Source organism: Undibacterium sp. GW821-FHT11H02 (assembly GCF_058808015.1).
Genome location: NZ_JBXARG010000001.1, coordinates 69,220 through 85,708 on the forward strand (window position 1 = coordinate 69,220; position 16,489 = coordinate 85,708).

Annotated in this window: 17 protein-coding genes; 9 read left to right on the forward strand and 8 right to left on the reverse strand. The window is 44.8% G+C overall.

Going from position 1 to position 16,489, the window contains the following annotated elements; translation table 11 throughout:
- Positions 1 to 19: 19 nt before the first annotated feature.
- Entirely contained in the window at positions 20 to 466 is a 447-nt protein-coding gene (locus tag AC1RR2_RS00285) for a putative toxin-antitoxin system toxin component, PIN family (RefSeq protein ID WP_493220302.1), read from the reverse strand.
- An 85-nt stretch (positions 467 to 551) separates the two neighbouring features.
- Between AC1RR2_RS00285 and yaaA the strand changes: the two genes are divergently transcribed.
- Positions 552 to 1,322, forward strand: a complete 771-nt coding sequence (yaaA, locus tag AC1RR2_RS00290; protein WP_493220303.1) for a peroxide stress protein YaaA — start codon at positions 552 to 554, stop codon at positions 1,320 to 1,322.
- A 99-nt stretch (positions 1,323 to 1,421) separates the two neighbouring features.
- Here yaaA and AC1RR2_RS00295 read toward each other — a convergent pair whose 3' ends face one another.
- Entirely contained in the window at positions 1,422 to 2,219 is a 798-nt protein-coding gene (locus tag AC1RR2_RS00295; RefSeq protein ID WP_493220304.1) for an outer membrane protein assembly factor BamD, read from the reverse strand.
- A gap of 42 nt (positions 2,220 to 2,261) precedes the next feature.
- Between AC1RR2_RS00295 and AC1RR2_RS00300 the strand changes: the two genes are divergently transcribed.
- Positions 2,262 to 3,290, forward strand: coding sequence for an RluA family pseudouridine synthase (locus tag AC1RR2_RS00300; protein ID WP_493220305.1), 1,029 nt, complete (start codon positions 2,262 to 2,264; stop codon positions 3,288 to 3,290).
- Entirely contained in the window at positions 3,287 to 4,090 is an 804-nt protein-coding gene (pgeF, locus tag AC1RR2_RS00305; RefSeq protein WP_493220306.1) for a peptidoglycan editing factor PgeF, read from the forward strand. The genes AC1RR2_RS00300 and pgeF overlap by 4 nt, the downstream gene beginning before the upstream one ends.
- Here pgeF and AC1RR2_RS00310 read toward each other — a convergent pair.
- Positions 4,068 to 4,277, reverse strand: a complete 210-nt coding sequence (locus tag AC1RR2_RS00310) for a hypothetical protein (protein WP_493220681.1) — start codon at positions 4,275 to 4,277, stop codon at positions 4,068 to 4,070. The two genes, pgeF and AC1RR2_RS00310, sit on opposite strands and share 23 nt — an antisense overlap.
- A gap of 114 nt (positions 4,278 to 4,391) precedes the next feature.
- Here AC1RR2_RS00310 and phaC point away from each other — a divergent pair, with 114 nt between their 5' ends.
- The 6 genes from phaC (at position 4,392) to AC1RR2_RS00340 (ending at position 10,884) form a co-directional block, all read left to right on the forward strand.
- A complete protein-coding gene (gene phaC, locus AC1RR2_RS00315; RefSeq protein ID WP_493220307.1) occupies positions 4,392 to 6,107 on the forward strand; it encodes a class I poly(R)-hydroxyalkanoic acid synthase in 1,716 nt (571 codons plus the stop codon).
- Between the two features lie 70 nt (positions 6,108 to 6,177).
- Positions 6,178 to 6,918: a 3-ketoacyl-ACP reductase gene (locus tag AC1RR2_RS00320; protein ID WP_186920876.1), complete on the forward strand. Its 741-nt coding sequence runs from the start codon at positions 6,178 to 6,180 to the stop codon at positions 6,916 to 6,918.
- Between the two features lie 179 nt (positions 6,919 to 7,097).
- Positions 7,098 to 7,649, forward strand: a complete 552-nt coding sequence (gene phaR, locus AC1RR2_RS00325) for a polyhydroxyalkanoate synthesis repressor PhaR (protein ID WP_493220308.1) — start codon at positions 7,098 to 7,100, stop codon at positions 7,647 to 7,649.
- Between the two features lie 97 nt (positions 7,650 to 7,746).
- A complete protein-coding gene (gene rimO, locus AC1RR2_RS00330) occupies positions 7,747 to 9,129 on the forward strand; it encodes a 30S ribosomal protein S12 methylthiotransferase RimO (protein ID WP_493220309.1) in 1,383 nt (460 codons plus the stop codon).
- 79 nt (positions 9,130 to 9,208) lie between these two features.
- Complete coding sequence (locus tag AC1RR2_RS00335) at positions 9,209 to 10,378, forward strand: cystathionine beta-lyase (protein WP_493220310.1); 1,170 nt, start codon at positions 9,209 to 9,211, stop codon at positions 10,376 to 10,378.
- Between the two features lie 26 nt (positions 10,379 to 10,404).
- Positions 10,405 to 10,884: a GNAT family N-acetyltransferase gene (locus AC1RR2_RS00340; protein WP_493220311.1), complete on the forward strand. Its 480-nt coding sequence runs from the start codon at positions 10,405 to 10,407 to the stop codon at positions 10,882 to 10,884.
- A 107-nt stretch (positions 10,885 to 10,991) separates the two neighbouring features.
- Here AC1RR2_RS00340 and AC1RR2_RS00345 read toward each other — a convergent pair whose 3' ends face one another.
- The 5 genes from AC1RR2_RS00345 to AC1RR2_RS00365 form a co-directional block, all read right to left on the reverse strand.
- Entirely contained in the window at positions 10,992 to 11,270 is a 279-nt protein-coding gene (locus AC1RR2_RS00345; protein ID WP_493220312.1) for a hypothetical protein, read from the reverse strand.
- Between the two features lie 88 nt (positions 11,271 to 11,358).
- A complete protein-coding gene (locus AC1RR2_RS00350) occupies positions 11,359 to 11,763 on the reverse strand; it encodes a cupin domain-containing protein (protein WP_493220313.1) in 405 nt (134 codons plus the stop codon).
- Between the two features lie 268 nt (positions 11,764 to 12,031).
- Complete coding sequence (gene acnA, locus AC1RR2_RS00355) at positions 12,032 to 14,767, reverse strand: aconitate hydratase AcnA (RefSeq protein WP_493220314.1); 2,736 nt, start codon at positions 14,765 to 14,767, stop codon at positions 12,032 to 12,034.
- Between the two features lie 86 nt (positions 14,768 to 14,853).
- Entirely contained in the window at positions 14,854 to 15,357 is a 504-nt protein-coding gene (locus AC1RR2_RS00360; protein WP_493220315.1) for a hypothetical protein, read from the reverse strand.
- 54 nt (positions 15,358 to 15,411) lie between these two features.
- Complete coding sequence (locus tag AC1RR2_RS00365; protein ID WP_493220682.1) at positions 15,412 to 16,389, reverse strand: HpcH/HpaI aldolase/citrate lyase family protein; 978 nt, start codon at positions 16,387 to 16,389, stop codon at positions 15,412 to 15,414.
- Between the last annotated feature and the right edge of the window lie 100 nt (positions 16,390 to 16,489).

The window sequence follows — 16,489 nt, forward strand, 5'->3', positions numbered from 1 at the left end:
ACCGAATTAGTGAATTTATTTACAAAGCTTGCGGATTTGCAACTAAGCGAGCGCAAAATTTTTCTGGAGTTTCAATAATAAATAGATTTAATTGTTGAGTTTTTCGAGCTAGTTTCAACAGTGCTTTGTCTTTGGTTATCAAGATTTGAGCTTCCGCATCACGTGCGAACTCTAGAAATTTCTGATCATCTTTATCGGTGCAAACGGGCAGCTTAATATTTTTTGCCGGAAAGTCCTTAACATGAATGAATTCATCGAATGTTGTTACAATCGCGGCTCGCGTTTCGTCAGTGATCGGTAAATGCGGGTAGTGCAGTACCGCTAGCCATTCATCTCGGCAGTCTGCGCGCGTGATTGCCTGCAAAGTTCGCTCTTTGAGTCCTACGCTAATTTGAGACCAACGTGGATCGCAAAAAACAAACAAATCCAAGCAAACATTGGTATCTAAAATAATTTTAAACGTCATACGTGTTTTTATATTCTGTCTTTGCTAATTAACTTGGCAAGGCAGGAATCCTTTATTGAATAATTTAATTCCGAACTGAACTTTTATGTTGATTTTGTTATCTCCCGCGAAAAGTCTCGATTTTGAGACGCCTGCGCTTGTGAAGACATCAAGTGAACCCATCTTTGTTGACGAAACAGCGTATTTATCACAATTAGCCGCTGACTTAAGCGTCGCAGATCTGCAGCGCCTGATGAGTATATCGGCTAATTTGGCGCAGCTCAATTTTGAACGTTTCGCCAATATGCGTGAGAGCAAGGATACTATGCCGGCAAGACAAGCAGTCTTTTTATTTGATGGTGATGTTTACGATGGACTACGGGCGCGGGATTTGCAGAAAAAAGAAGTCAATTATCTGCAGGCGCGCTTACGAATCTTATCTGGTTTGTACGGCATCTTGCGTCCGCTCGATAAGATTCAGGCCTATCGCTTAGAGATGGGAACTGGCCTAAAAAATAGTGCGGGGAATAGTTTGTATGCGTATTGGCGCGAAAAATTGACGGTTCACTTGAAACAAGAATTACATGCTACGAAAACTAAGTTCTTAGTTAATCTGGCTTCGGAAGAATACGCGAAAGCAGTCAATTTAAAAGAGTTAGGTATTCCCGTAATTAATCCGGTTTTTCAAGATTTTTCAGCGGGAAAGTTCAAAGTGATTTCATTTTTTGCAAAGCGAGCCCGTGGTTCTATGGTGCGTTACTGCGCGATGCATCAAGTAAAGAAACCAGAAAAATTAAAGGAGTTTGATTGCGATGGATATCAATTTATCGAGGAAGAGTCCAATCAGACGCACTGGGTTTTTCGTCGAGGATCTTAGCGTTTGATTTCTAGTTGCAAAAAAGGCCTCAAAAATTTGAGGCCTTGATTTTTAGAGCATTAAAATAGGTCAATTTTATTGCTCAAATTCTAGAGTGCTTTAACCCCAGAATTTCCACCAGGATTTCTTAACGCCGCCAGTTTCAAGCAAATTGCTATTTGGGAAGCTTTTAAGATAAACCCGCTTTGCATCATCTCTCAACTCAGTCATCCCCATCGCATCGTAGGATTTGATGAGCACTACTAAAGCCTCTTCACTCGCAGGTGCATCTGGATATTCTTTAATTGCAGATTGGGCGCGGTTGGCTGCGGCAAGATAAGCGTTGCGACGCAAGTAATATTTGGCTACGTGCAAATCGTATTGCGCCAAGGCGTTGACTAAATACTTCATACGAGCGATCGCATCGGGCGTATACTTACTCGCTGGAAAGCGGGTGACTAATTCCTTGAAGGCATCAAATGAATCTCTGGTCGCTTTTGGATCACGTTCGGTAATGTCTTGATTGGCGATAAAACTTAAGAAGCCCATATCGTCATTGAAGTTAACCAAGCCACGCAAATAGTACATGTAATCGACATTAGCATGATTTGGATGCAATTTAATGAAACGATCCACGGCGGCTAATGCCTGCGCCTGATCACCTTGTTTGTAATAGGCGTAGGCAATTTCCAACTGCGCCTGTTGTGCATATGCGCCGAAAGGGAAGCGAGATTCGAGTTTTTCAAATAACTGAACTGAGCGTTCATACGAACCCGATGCTAATTCATCCTTCGCTTCAGCGTATAATTTCTCTGCTGACCAATTTTTACTTTCTTCAACTTTATCGCCAAAAATACCGCAGCCGCCTAAAGATAAAGTGAGGATAAGACCGAACAATTTTATATATTTGATTTGCATAAACTTTGCATGTGCATGAGAATAATTTACGGATTATAGCCGATGGCAATTAATGTTATACCAAAAGAACTGGGGATTTTACCTGATACTGAGCTGGATCTTGAAGAAATCGATCAAGACGAGAGTGAACAGCCAATTCAGCAAGCAGAAATTATCTCAATCAAGCTGCCGGATAGTGTGTGTGGTGATCGTTTAGATAAGGTGCTGTCTAAGCTTGTGCCTCAATATTCCCGTAGCCGCATTCAGCAGTGGATAGAAGATGGACACGTCCAAGTCGATGGAAAACCTTCAAAAATTAAAACCACGATGCTGGGAGGTGAGCTGATACAAATTGCTCCGCAGTCCTCTCCCGATGAAAGCTCGTTTACGCCAGAGGATATTCCTCTGAATATCATTTTTGAAGATGATGCGATTTTAGTATTGAATAAGCCTGCAGGATTAGTTGTACATCCTGGTGCAGGCAATTGGTCTGGCACATTATTAAATGCTTTGTTATTTCATAGACCTGCATTAGCGCAAGTGCCGCGCGCTGGCATTGTTCATCGTTTAGATAAAGATACTTCGGGCTTGATGGTGGTGGCTAAGACTTTGACGGCTCAGACAGAGCTGGTGCGTCAATTGCAAGCACGTACAGTAAAGCGCGAATACGCTGCGATGGTTTGGGGGACGCCAATTTCGACTGGGACTGTGGATGCTGCGATGGCGCGTCATAGTCGCGACCGACTCAAAATGGCAGTTTCATTTAGTGTTTTGGCTAAACCAGCCATCACACATTATCAGCGACTGGCAACCGGTATGTTGGAACGTTTTCCGGTTAGTTTGGTGGCTTGTCGCCTCGAAACAGGTCGCACCCATCAAATTCGCGTGCATATGTTGTCCTTAGGTTTTCCTTTGGTTGGCGATACGTTGTACGGTAAGCAGCATCTGGCGCGTTTTTTTCCTCGTCAGGCTTTACAGGCACGACGTTTGGGCTTGATTCATCCGGAAAGCGGTGAGGCTATGGAATGGAGTATTCCACTGGAAGCCGACTTTGCCTCTCTTTTGGAGCAAGCAGGTATGCCAGCGCAATGAGTTTTATCGTCGTTCGTGAAAATGGATTGACGCTGATTCAGCCAGATTGGCCGGATCTGCCCACTAATGTTCACGCTTTTTCAAGCACTCGACTGGGTGGTCGTAGTCAAATTCCTTACGACGATGGACTCGGAGGCGGTGGATTGAATCTCGGTGATCACGTCGGTGATGATATGTCGCACGTGTTGCAAAACAGGGCATTGCTAAATGCCTTGTTACCCTCAGATGTCACATTCTTATCACAAATGCATGGCAATATTGTGCTTGATGCTTCTGTACTCGAGTCGTCATCTAATTCGCCAATGACAGCCGATGCTTGCTATACACAAGATCAGCGTGTTGTGTGTGCGATATTAACTGCGGATTGTTTGCCCATTTTGCTCTCATCATTAGACGGTAGGTATGTGGCGGCAATACATGCAGGTTGGCGAGGACTGGCTAATAATGTGATTGAAAATACGATACGGATTTTAGGTCAACAAGGTGCCGGTGAGCTGACTGCTTGGATGGGACCTGCGATAGGTTCAACTGCATTTGAAGTTGGGCACGATGTATATTTGGAATTTTTTAAAAAAATTCCAAAGTTAGACCGATTTATGAAAGTACGTTTAGCGACACAAGGCGGCGCTCAAAAATACGATATGGATATTTATGGCGTCGCCCGGGAAGTGTTGCACCAGCTTGGTGTTCAGCGTGTTCATGGTGGTCAGTATTGTACGGTGACACAGAGTGAACTTTTTTATTCTTATCGTCGTGACCGCTGCACTGGGCGTATGGCTAATCTGATTTGGATGGATTGATTTTGCGTCGCGCATCTTCCTCAAGTTTGCGTTGACGTTTTCGTGCCGGTGAACTCAAAATGTACAGGACTAAACCGAGCGGAATGATGCAATAAAAAATGAAAGTCAGGATGCCGGCAATCAAGGAAATTTCTGCCAGTGACATCATCAACACGACATAAATCCATGCGATTGCGATAAGATACAAAAAAGCCATAAAGAAATAGACGTCGTTGGAATTAGGTGGTTTAATTTTTGGCAGTAGTGCTGCGCTAGCGGTCAGCACATTGCGACAATACTCTAAATCTAGGAATTATGCATAATGAGTGACAATCTTCAATCGATGTACGCCAATTGGATGCAACAGGTAATGAAGCAAAATCCCCTGCAGGATTGGATGAAACAAAGTCCCTTTGGCAGTGATTCGTCAATTCCTCAAATGTTGAAAGAATTTGGCGCAGAGCTTGATCCTAAGGTTTTAAGTCGACTACAAGCAGAGTATTTTGAAGAGTTAGGTAATTTGTGGAAAGATTTTTTGTCTGCAAAACAACCTGAATTCAATGATCGTCGATTTTCTGCGCCAGATTGGCAGAAACAAACGACCCATGCTTACAATGCTGCTCTGTATTTACTGAATGCGCGCTTCTTGAGTTTATTGGCAGACTCTGTTCAGGCACCAGAGAAAAAGCGACAAAAAATTCGATTTGCCGTCCAACAAATGATAGACGCGATGTCACCCGCGAACTTTCTGGCGACCAATCCCGAAGCTCAGGCAAAATTAATTGAGACTGGTGGTGAAAGCCTCATGCAGGGTATCACGCAGATGTTTGATGATATGCAGAAAGGTCGAATTTCATTGACGGATGAATCTGCGTTTGAAGTCGGTAAAAATGTGGCGACTTCTGAGGGCGTGGTGGTCTTCGAAAATCGCTTGTTCCAATTGATTCAGTTCACACCTTTAACAAAGACCGTGCATCAGCGTCCTTTGTTGATGGTGCCACCTTGTATTAATAAATACTATATTTTAGATTTGCAACCTGAAAATTCACTAGTGCGTTATGCCGTCGAGCAAGGGCATACTGTGTTTCTTGTGTCGTGGGCAAATCCAGATGACTCAATGGGAGATGTCACTTGGGATGATTACATCGAGCAAGGTGCAATCAAAGCGATTGATGTTGTCCAGCAAATCACTAAGCAAGACAAAATTAATGTGTTTGGATTCTGTGTTGGGGGCACCATACTCTCTACAGCATTGGCCGTGTTAGCGGATAGGGATAGTCATCCCGCAAGTAGTCTGACTTTGTTAACTACTTTATTGGATTTTAGCGATACAGGTGTACTTGATGTGTTTGTAGATGAGTTGCAAGTGAGTATGCGCGAGCAAACTTTAGGTCATGGTGGCTTAATGCCTGGACGTGATTTGGCCAGTACTTTTTCCAGTTTAAGACCGAATGATTTGGTGTGGAATTATGTGCAATCAAATTATCTGAAAGGTCAAAAACCACCCGCGTTCGACCTTCTATATTGGAATTCTGATAGCACCAATTTGCCAGGGCCCATGTTCTGCTGGTATTTGCGCAACACCTATTTGGAAAATAGTCTGAAGGTGCCCAACAAATTGAAAGTGGCCGGAAATTTGGTTGATCTGGCAAAGATTGATGCACCAGTGTTCATTTATGGATCCCGCGAAGATCATATCGTGCCGTGGCAAGCGGCCTACGCGTCCACTGCGATATTGAATCCCAAGAAAAAAAACAAGAATCGTTTCGTATTGGGTGCTTCCGGTCATATCGCTGGCGTCATCAATCCAGCCTCAAAAAACAAACGCAATTATTGGCTCAATGAAAAAATCGCAGCAGATCCGCAGCAATGGTTTGAGGGGGCGAAAGAAGTGCCTGGTAGTTGGTGGCCAGAATGGGCACAATTTTTGTCGGAACATGGTGGAAAGATGATAAAAGCACCCCTGAAATCAGGCAATGTGGTTTATAGTGAGATAGAGCCAGCTCCGGGACGCTACGTCAAAGTACGTGCTGATTAGTTGGACAAGGTTCAAATTTTTTGTAGAAACAAGCTTAGCCGTAAATTTACTAAAACTCTGGAGATTAAGTATGTCAAAGCGAATTGCTTATGTAACTGGTGGTATGGGTGGTATTGGAACTCCAATTTGTAAGCGTCTGTGCAAAGACGGTTATATCGTTGTTGCTGGTTGTGGTCCAAATTCTCCACGTAAAGATAAATGGCTAGCGGATATGCGCGCCGAGGGATATGAAGTGCACGCTTCCGAAGGCAATGTCTCTGATTGGGAGTCGACCCGTGCCGCGTTTGAGAAAGTTCGCACTGAAATCGGTGAAGTCGACGTTCTGGTTAACAATGCCGGTATTACCCGTGATGGTCAATTCCGTAAGATGAGTAAAGCGGATTGGGATGCGGTTATTGATACTAATTTGAATTCCTTGTTCAATGTCACGAAACAAGTGATCGAGAGTATGGTTGATCGTGGATGGGGACGTATTATTAATATCTCTTCCGTCAATGGCCAAAAAGGTCAGTTCGGTCAAACTAATTACTCTACTGCGAAAGCAGGTATTCATGGATTTAGTATGGCATTGGCACAAGAAGTCGCGACTAAAGGTGTGACGGTGAATACGGTTTCACCTGGCTATGTCGGTACTGACATGGTACGCGCGATTCGTCCTGATGTATTGGAAAAGATCGTTGCGGGTATACCGGTTAAACGTTTGGCGGAGCCAGAAGAAATAGCCTCTATCGTGGCGTGGATCGCTTCTGATGAAGGTGGCTATGCGACAGGTTCTGACTTCTCAATTAACGGTGGTTTGCATATGGGCTAATCATTCGTTGTTGTCTGTTGTTATGCGAATGAACTATTCCCAAGAATTTAGTACTAAGTATAATGCTGTGTCGCAGCATTGAATTTAATACAAAAATTCGTCTAAGGTGCTTACTTGTTTGCAGGATATTGTAAGCACCTTAGCTTTATTCTTTAATGCAGTTTATCCACGAGAATGCAATGAATAGCACAAAAAAAATAAGCAAGCATTTGATTAAGAAATACCCAAATCGTCGCTTATACGACACGCAAACCAGTAGCTATATTACCTTGGTCGATGTGAAGCAATTTGTCATGGAGAATGATGATTTTGCGGTGATTGACGCCAAAACAGGCGAAGATTTGACACGTAGTATTTTGTTGCAGATCATTTTGGAAGCTGAAGCCGGTGGTGCACCGATGTTTTCCAGTGTCGCCTTGGCGCAAATTATTCGTTATTACGGACATGCCATGCAAGGGATGATGGGTTCGTATCTAGAGAAAAATATTCAAGCGTTTATTGATATACAAAATAAACTCACTGAAGGTGCCAGTGGCGGTGTAGAAGGCAAGCCATTTAGCCCTGAAATGTGGACACAGTTTATGAACGTGCAGGGCCCTATGATGCAAGGCATGATGGGTAACTATATCGATCAGAGCAAAAATCTATTTGTACAAATGCAAGAGCAAATGCAGAGCCAATCAAAGAACATATTTGGTTTTCCATTTGTACCAGATGATAAGAAAAAGTAATAAATTCAATTGCTTGCAGCACATTTAAACTGGCTGAAGCTGTAGTTAGACGCGTAGAAAGGGTACAATAGCGAATTGCTTTGTATCCTTTTTTATTATGTCTAACGAAACTCTCATCCCCGCATCCACTTCAGTCGCACCCAAAGTCGGTTTTGTCTCTCTCGGGTGCCCGAAGGCTTTGGTCGATTCAGAACAAATCCTGACACAGCTTCGTGCAGAAGGTTACGAAACAGCCAAATCCTACGATGGCGCGGATTTGGTGGTGGTAAATACCTGTGGATTCATCGATGCTGCCGTGCAGGAATCATTAGATGCTATTGCAGAAGCGCTCAATGAAAATGGCAAAGTGATTGTGACCGGTTGCCTGGGTGCGAAAAAAGATGCCGATGGCAATGATCTGATCAAAAGCATACATCCGAAAGTCTTGGCCGTCACGGGGCCACACGCCCTGACGGAAGTGATGAGCGCGGTGCATCTACATTTGCCAAAACCGCATGAGCCTTTCATTGACTTGGTGCCAGCGCAAGGTGTCAAACTCACACCAAAGCACTTTGCTTACTTAAAGATTTCTGAAGGTTGCAACCATCGTTGCAGCTTCTGCATTATTCCTTCGATGCGTGGCGATCTGGTTTCACGCCCAATTGGTGAAGTCATGCTTGAAGCCGAGAATTTATTCAAAGCTGGCGTCAAGGAGTTGTTGGTCATTTCTCAAGATACCAGCGCTTATGGTGTCGATGTGAAATTCCGTACCGGTTTTTGGGATGGTAAACCAGTCAAGACGCACATGACGCAATTGGTCGAAGCGCTTGGTGAACTTGCGAAACGGTATGATGCTTGGGTACGCCTGCATTACGTTTATCCTTATCCACATGTCGATCAAATCATTCCCTTCATGAATAATGGACACGTTCTGCCTTACCTCGATGTGCCTTTGCAGCATGCTCATCCTGATGTGTTGAAGCGCATGAAGCGTCCAGCGAGTGGTGAGAAAAATATAGAACGCATCAAAGCTTGGCGCGAAATGTGTCCCGAAATTACCATTCGTTCTACCTTCATCGCGGGTTTCCCGGGGGAGACAGAAGAGGAATTTGAGTATCTTTTGGATTTCTTGAAAGAAGCCGAAATTGATCGCTTGGGCTGCTTTGCTTATTCTCCGGTGGATGGTGCAACTGCCAACGAACTCGCTAATCAGTTGCCAGATGATGTGCGTGAAGATCGTCGTCGTCGTGTGATGGAATTGCAAGAGACTATTTCAAAGAAACGTCTACAAGCGAAAATTGGTAAGACGATGCGTGTTTTGATTGATAGTCTCGATCGAAGTGGCGGTGTTGGCCGTAGTTCAGCAGATGCACCTGAGATTGACGGCGTGGTGTATGTTAAGCCGCCATTTGAACCACATCGCAAGTTGAAAGTCGGTGAATTTGTTGAAGTCAAAATCACTGCGGCAGATGCCCATGATTTGTGGGGCGAGGCAATCTAAGCTTCGTATTGTGAATTGGAGAGGGGCGATTTTTCGCCCCTATTTTTTATCTATTTGAACTTTTATCGACGCCATTATTATGACTGACAAACAACAAGGATCAAGTACCGCAATTGTTCATCCTGCTTTTGAGGCACCCGATGGATTTTCAGCATTTCCGACTGCAATTCATCATGCTTCTACGGTGTTATTTAAAGATGTTGAAGCAATGCGTGCACGCAGTTGGCTCAATAAGTCGACTTACACATATGGTTTGCATGGCACGCCAACCAGCTTTCAATTGGAAGGTGAGATTGCCCAAATTGAAGGTGGTAAGCATTGTGTTTTAGCGCCAAGTGGATTGGCCGCGATCACTTTGGTGAATATGACGTTTCTCGAGACTGGTGATGATGTCTTGGTACCTGACAATGCTTATGGGCCAAACAAGGAGCAAGGCGCTTGGCTTAAACGAAGCTTCGGTATCAGTGTACGTTTTTATGATCCAATGATTGGCGCAGGCATCAGTGATTTAATCTTACCCAAAACGAAATTGATTTGGACGGAGGCACCAGGTTCCGTCTCGATGGAAGTTGCCGATGTGCCTGCGATATGTACGGCAGCGCATAGCAAAGGCGTGTTGGTTGCGTTAGACAATACATGGTCTGCTGGTCTCGCCTTTAAACCTTTCGAGTACTGCGTCGATATCTCTATGCAAGCGCTGACAAAGTACCAAAGTGGTGGTTCTGATGTGTTGATGGGTGCAGTGATTACTAAAGATGCCGAGCTAAATAATCGCTTGCTGATGGCACACATGCGCTTAGGTTTTGGCGTGGGTATGGATGATGTGTACTTGGTATTGCGCGGCTTACAAAGCATGAAGCTGCGTTTTGAAGCGCATGACGTGGCGGCACGCAAAGTTGCAGCTTGGTTAAAAAGCCGTCCGGAGATTGCTAAGGTATTACACCCCGCCTGGGAAGATTGTCCGGGGCACGATGTTTGGAAACGCGATTTTACCGGCGCGGGTGGTTTGTTTTCCGTGCTCTTCGATGAAAGATATACAGAAGCGCAAACGGATCAGTTCGTGAACCAACTTAAACTTTTTAAGATAGGATTTAGCTGGGGTGGTTCGCATAGTTTGTGCGTTCCGTATCGCATAGAAAGCATGCGTCAAAGCTGGAGCTGCAAGGGTATTCTGTTGCGTTTTAATATAGGTTTGGAAGACGTGGAAGATTTGATTGCTGATATTGAGCAATCATTGAATGCAATGTAATTATTTGAAAATAGCAGAGGTTTAAATTGTCACTTATTATTCGTAAAGCAGTCCCAACAGATGCTGCAACCATTCATGGCTTTATTGTCGAACTTGCCGTCTATGAAAAGGCCGAGCATGAGGTTAAAGCGAGTATCGCTGAAATTGAAAGCAGTATTTTCTCCACTGACTCACCCGCCAAAGCGCTAATCTGTGAATTGAATGGTGAAGCCATAGGATTCGCTGTGTACTTCTACAATTACTCAACCTGGCAAGGTAAGAAAGGTTTATATCTGGAAGACCTTTACGTATCACTAAAGCATCGTGGCTTGGGCGCGGGTAAATTCTTGTTGCGTCATTTGGCACAACTCGCGGTGGAAGAGGACTGTGGTCGTTTCGAATGGAGCGTCTTAGATTGGAATCAACCTGCAATTGATTTTTATGATGCCGTCGGTGCGAAGGCGCAGGCGGAATGGGTTAAATATCGTTTAGCTGGGGATGATTTGTTGAATTTTGCGAATACGTAATTTCAAAAACGACATTGAGTTTCTATTTTTGACATCTAGCAACACCGAATAAACAAAAGCCAGACTTCATGATCGAAGCCTGGCTTTTGTTATATTGAACCGACTACTTATTTGCTTGCAGATGCAGACGCCGCCGCTGTGCTTGCTTCGACTACTGGCGTGGTAGGCACGGATGCTGTCGATGCTGCCGACGCCGCAGAGGCGGCGTCAACGACAGGTGCTGGCGTACTTGCAACAGCAGATGCCGGTGGTGCAGAGACCTGCTCAGAAGCCGCACCTGTATGTGCGCCAGCTTCACCTTGCATATCCATCTTGTCACCCGCTTTAAAAATAAAGAATAAAGCGATTGCCGCAAAAACCAAAAAACCTACTAGTGCTTTCCACATACGAACTCCTTTTTGCTAAGTTGAAAAAACGAAAAATAAATTAGAGACCAAAACTGTAATGTAGTCGTAGCTATAAGAAATCAACTGCTTAATTTTTGGAAGGGCGCGGATCTGCACCGTTGATCGTGTCCTCACCAGGCGTAATAAATAAGATAGTACAATTGGTTTTAACCAGGGCCGTGTGCCAAGCGCCTTTTGGAATAATAACAAAGCTCCCAGGTACGTTAAATTCAATCTGACTTTCTACACCGTCGGAGTACAGCAACAGGGTAGTTTCGCCAGAAAGGAGATAAAGGGTTTCATCTCCTTTAGGATGCATTTCCCATGATGGCCAATCGGATGAAAATGTGTATTCCGAGACCAGCAAGCATTCTTTGAACTGCTCAAATTTTGCATCGAGTTCTTCGTAGATGCCAGGCGTAACCGGGATTTCAGTTGCCATCTGTTTGGAGTCTAAAACGATGAAGTTTGTGGCTAGCTTTGGCTGTGGCATGTTCGGGCACCGTAACTTAATCTGATCAAACGAGAAGGGAAGTCATAAGACTAGAGCGAAAATGACACCACAATGAAATTCCACGATATATTCGCTTAAATACTATCATCGAATTTGAGCTAGCTTTTGTGGTTTATCAAACACCGTCGGCGCGGGTTTCACTCGCCCTACCAATTTTACTCTCGACACATATCCTCGATTCTACATAAGAAAAAAGGGACGAAACCCAAAAGCGTCGTCCCTTTTTCAACTCGCTAGCAATCCTGGATTACGCAGCTAACAACTGACGCAACACGAATGGCAAGATGCCGCCGTGTTTGTAGTAGTCAACTTCGATCGGTGTATCAATACGCAACAGGACCTTAACGTCTTGTGAGCTACCATCTGCACGATTGATGACCAAAGTCACTTCTTGCTGTGGTTTGATATCGTTCTCGATACCTTTCAAGTCGAAGGATTCATTGCCTGTGATGCCCAAAGAATCGACGCTGTCTGTACCGATGAATTGCAAAGGCAATACGCCCATACCTACCAAATTAGAACGGTGGATACGTTCGAAAGACTTAGCGATAACTGCTTTTACGCCCAATAATTGAGTGCCTTTTGCAGCCCAGTCACGTGATGAACCTGTACCGTATTCTTCACCGCCGAAAATCATGGTTGGCGTGCCTTCTGCAACGTATTTCATCGCTGCATCGTAGATCGCCATAGGCTCGCCCGTTGGCTGGAACAATGTTTCGCCACCTTCTACGCGAGAACCATCTTCTTTCGCAGGGATCATCAAGTTTTTGATACGCACATTAGCAAACGTACCACGCATCATGATTTCATGGTTACCACGACGTGAACCGTAGGAGTTGAAATCGGCTTTCAATACACCGTTTTCTTTCAACCATTTACCAGCAGGGCTAGATTCTTTGATCGAGCCAGCAGGGGAGATGTGATCGGTTGTGATCGAGTCGCCGAATACGCCCAATGCACGCGCGCCCGTGATACCTGTCGCTGCTGCTTTTGGTTCCATCGTGAAGTCAGCGAAGAACGGTGGTTCAGCGATGTAAGTCGAACTTGGCCAGTCGTAGACTTGGCCTTCTGCCACGCCTTTGATATCTTCCCACAATTTACCTGGAGCGCCTTTAACGTCAGCATAGTTCTCTTTGAATGTTTTAGAATTCATCGCGAACTTCATTAACTTGTTGATTTCTGCGCTAGTTGGCCAGATGTCGCCCAAGAAGATATCTTTGCCTTTAACGCGGCCAACTGGTTCAGTCATCAAATCTTTGTTCATGTTGCCAGCAATCGCGTAAGCGACTACCAACGGAGGTGATGCCAAGAAGTTAGAGCGAATGTTTGGATGAATACGTGCTTCAAAGTTGCGGTTACCGGACAATACTGCCGCTGCAACGATGTCGTTCGCAACAATCGCCTCGTTCATTGCTGGCGTCAAATCACCTGCATTACCGATACAAGTTGTACAGCCGTAAGCAGTTACGCCAAAACCGAGTTTTTCCAAGTATGGCAACAAGCCCGCAGCTTCCAGATACTTAGTCACAACACGGGAGCCAGGCGCTAAGGAAGTTTTGATGTGCGGAGAGACTTTCAAACCAGCTTCAACCGCTTTTTTCGCCAATAAACCGGCCGCCAGCAATACGCTAGGATTGGATGTGTTGGTGCAAGAAGTAATTGCAGCGATCAAGATGTCGCCATTTTTTACTTTAACGCCATCGGTATTGGTGTACACCGCAGTCAAATCTTCTGCTTTCTTGTTGAAGCCGCTTTCGGAAGTTGGCTTGCTGAACAAATCAGCGAAAGTGGATTTAACGTTGCCGATTTCAATACGATCTTGTGGGCGTTTAGGACCAGCTAAAGACGGCGCAACCGTGGACAAGTCTAATGACAATTCTGTCGTGTAATCGATGTCGCCTTTTTTCGGAATACCGAACATTTTTTGTGCTTTGAAATAGCCTTCGAATGCGTCGATTTCTGCCTTAGTACGGCCTGTGCCTTTGAAGTAATCGATCGTTGCTTCATCCACTGGGAAGAAGCCCATAGTCGCGCCGTATTCTGGTGCCATGTTGGCGATGGTTGCGCGGTCTGTCAGGGACAAAGTGCGTGTACCTTCGCCGAAGAATTCGACAAACTTGCCGACAACTTTGGCTTTACGCAACATTTCTGTGATCGTCAATACCAAATCCGTCGCGGTACAACCTTCACGCAATGCGCCAGTTAAGTTCACGCCGACCACGTCAGGTGTCAAGAAGTAGACTGGTTGGCCGAGCATACCTGCTTCGGCTTCGATACCACCGACACCCCAACCAACTACGCCGATACCATTGATCATGGTGGTGTGAGAATCTGTGCCTACCAAGGTGTCTGGGTAGTAAACATCATTCTTCTTTTTGTCAGTTGCTTTATGGACGCCACGCGCCAAGTACTCAAGATTGACTTGATGCACGATACCAAAACCTGGAGGAACCACGCCAAAAGTGTCAAACGCCTGCATGCCCCATTTCATAAACTGGTAACGCTCGTTATTGCGCTGGAATTCCAGTTTCATATTCAGATCGAGAGCTTTCTTTTCACGGAAATGATCGATTTGCACAGAGTGATCGACGACCAAATCGACTGGAACCAAGGGTTCGATGTTCTTTGGATTTTTACCTTGTTTTGCCGCGACATTGCGCATTGCTGCCAAGTCGGCCAACAATGGAACACCTGTAAAATCCTGCAATACGACACGAGAGACGACGAAAGGAATTTCATCCGTACGCGCTGCAGTTGCACCCCAGTTTGCCAATTGTTTGACGTGTTCTTCAGTCACTTTTTTGCCGTCGCAGTTGCGCAAAACGGATTCCAGCACGATACGGATAGAAATTGGTAAGCGTGATACTTTCACGCCCAGATTTTTTTCCAGTGCTGGCAAAGAAAAGAATTTTCCTTTCTTAGTGTCAGTGATTTTAAAATCTTTCAGCGTTTTAAACGCGTCTTGATAGTTGGCTTGGCTCATGGCTGTTCCTTATATTCGATGATGAACAATGAAGTGAGGTGATACGGATTTAAAGATTAAAACGATTAGATCAATTTGTTTGAGACTTACTTAACTTGTGTGTCGCTTGTGCCTAAACTTGCGACTTTGGTACTTTTGCATTCGTTCGCTAATTGGTGGCCACGGCGTGAGTCGAGCAACATGCCTTTTGATGGAATGTTAATCCACACTAATCCAATTTTCTGATTTTCAAAGCGATGTGCGCCTGTTGAAGTTTCCACGCGAGTTAATTTGTAAAGACGATTTCTCCAGCGCATGGCTAAACTTTGGTTATCTTCTGGATGTGTGTACATCACTAATGAGTTTCCAAGTTCGCATTTGTATTCAGTGTCTGCACTTTGTTCGATATTTGGCTCTGGTTCAGTTGTATCGATCTCTGCATTCTTGCTATTCGCCTTGGCAATTTTTGTTGGCTTTGCTTTTACTTGTTTCTTTGCGGGACTTGGACTTGTTGTTGTATCGGCGGCGAACCCAGATACCGATAAGCCAGAGGCACACAAAGTGATCAGTAATTTGGCGAATGTCTGCTGCAATAATGGTGATGTTTTCATGATGCCCCTTCAGTATTTCAAAAAATGCGATTTATGTTCCGACTAACAGATTACTTAGACCAAGTATTGTGCACCTTCAGGCAGATTGACGCCACTCATACTTGCTTTCTTTAATACCGTCCAGTAATAGCGATAACTTGCTCTGTCATGCAGGCGGCCATGTAATTCTATCGGCCCCCATTGGTTTTCTTGCGCAGAGGTCAAAATCGCAACTGCCTCATTAATTTCTGCACTGCGCGGCGCCATGGCTTTAATAATTGGCTTGATCTGACTTGGGTGGATACTCCACATTCTGGTGTAGCCAAATTCTAGTCCCGCTCTGGTTGCATCGCTGAGTGTGATCGACGGATCTTTAAAATCGGTGGTGACACTGTGGGATGGGACTTTCCCGTATAAATGACAAGCCGCTGCGATTTCCAGTTTGGCGCGCATCACGAGTGGATGGGTGAATTGAGCTGGAGAACGCATGGCACTTGCGGGAATGGCGCCCCAGTGGGAGGACACAAAATCCATAATCCCGAAGGACAAACATTCTACCTGATGAATCGCCGCCAAGTCTTGCACGTTTGCTAGTGCGGTCTGCGTTTCAATCAGCAGATGGAGTGGGATCGCTTGGCGATCATGGATTTGCGATAGCTGGTTTATAGCATCAATGGCTGTGTTGACTTCAGTTACCGTATTCACTTTAGGAAGTACTATGTAAGCGAGTTTTTCACAGGCTACACGGGAACTCAAAAGTTGTTCTATATCTTGCTGAAATGCTGGGTGATCGAGGTGGTGAACGCGCACTCCGATACGATTAAATTGATTGCTATCGGACGCGATAATCTGCGTCAACATGTGTATGTGCGCTAATTCATTGCCAACTGCTGCACCGTCTTCACAATCAAATGTAATATCAAATACTGGCCCGAGCTCGATTTGCAGGCTTAAAGACTTGAGCATCAATTTTTCTGAACCAGCATAGTGATCACATACTGGTAAGAATATTGGCGCGGCCTGATCTTGAAATAATGCCTGAGATGGGTGCATCGGCGCTGATGTCATTAATAGATTTTGTAGTAAATCGTCGTACAGTAAATCGGCTGGCAAAATTTGCGACTGTTATTTCAACTTAGTTGAAACAAAGTTG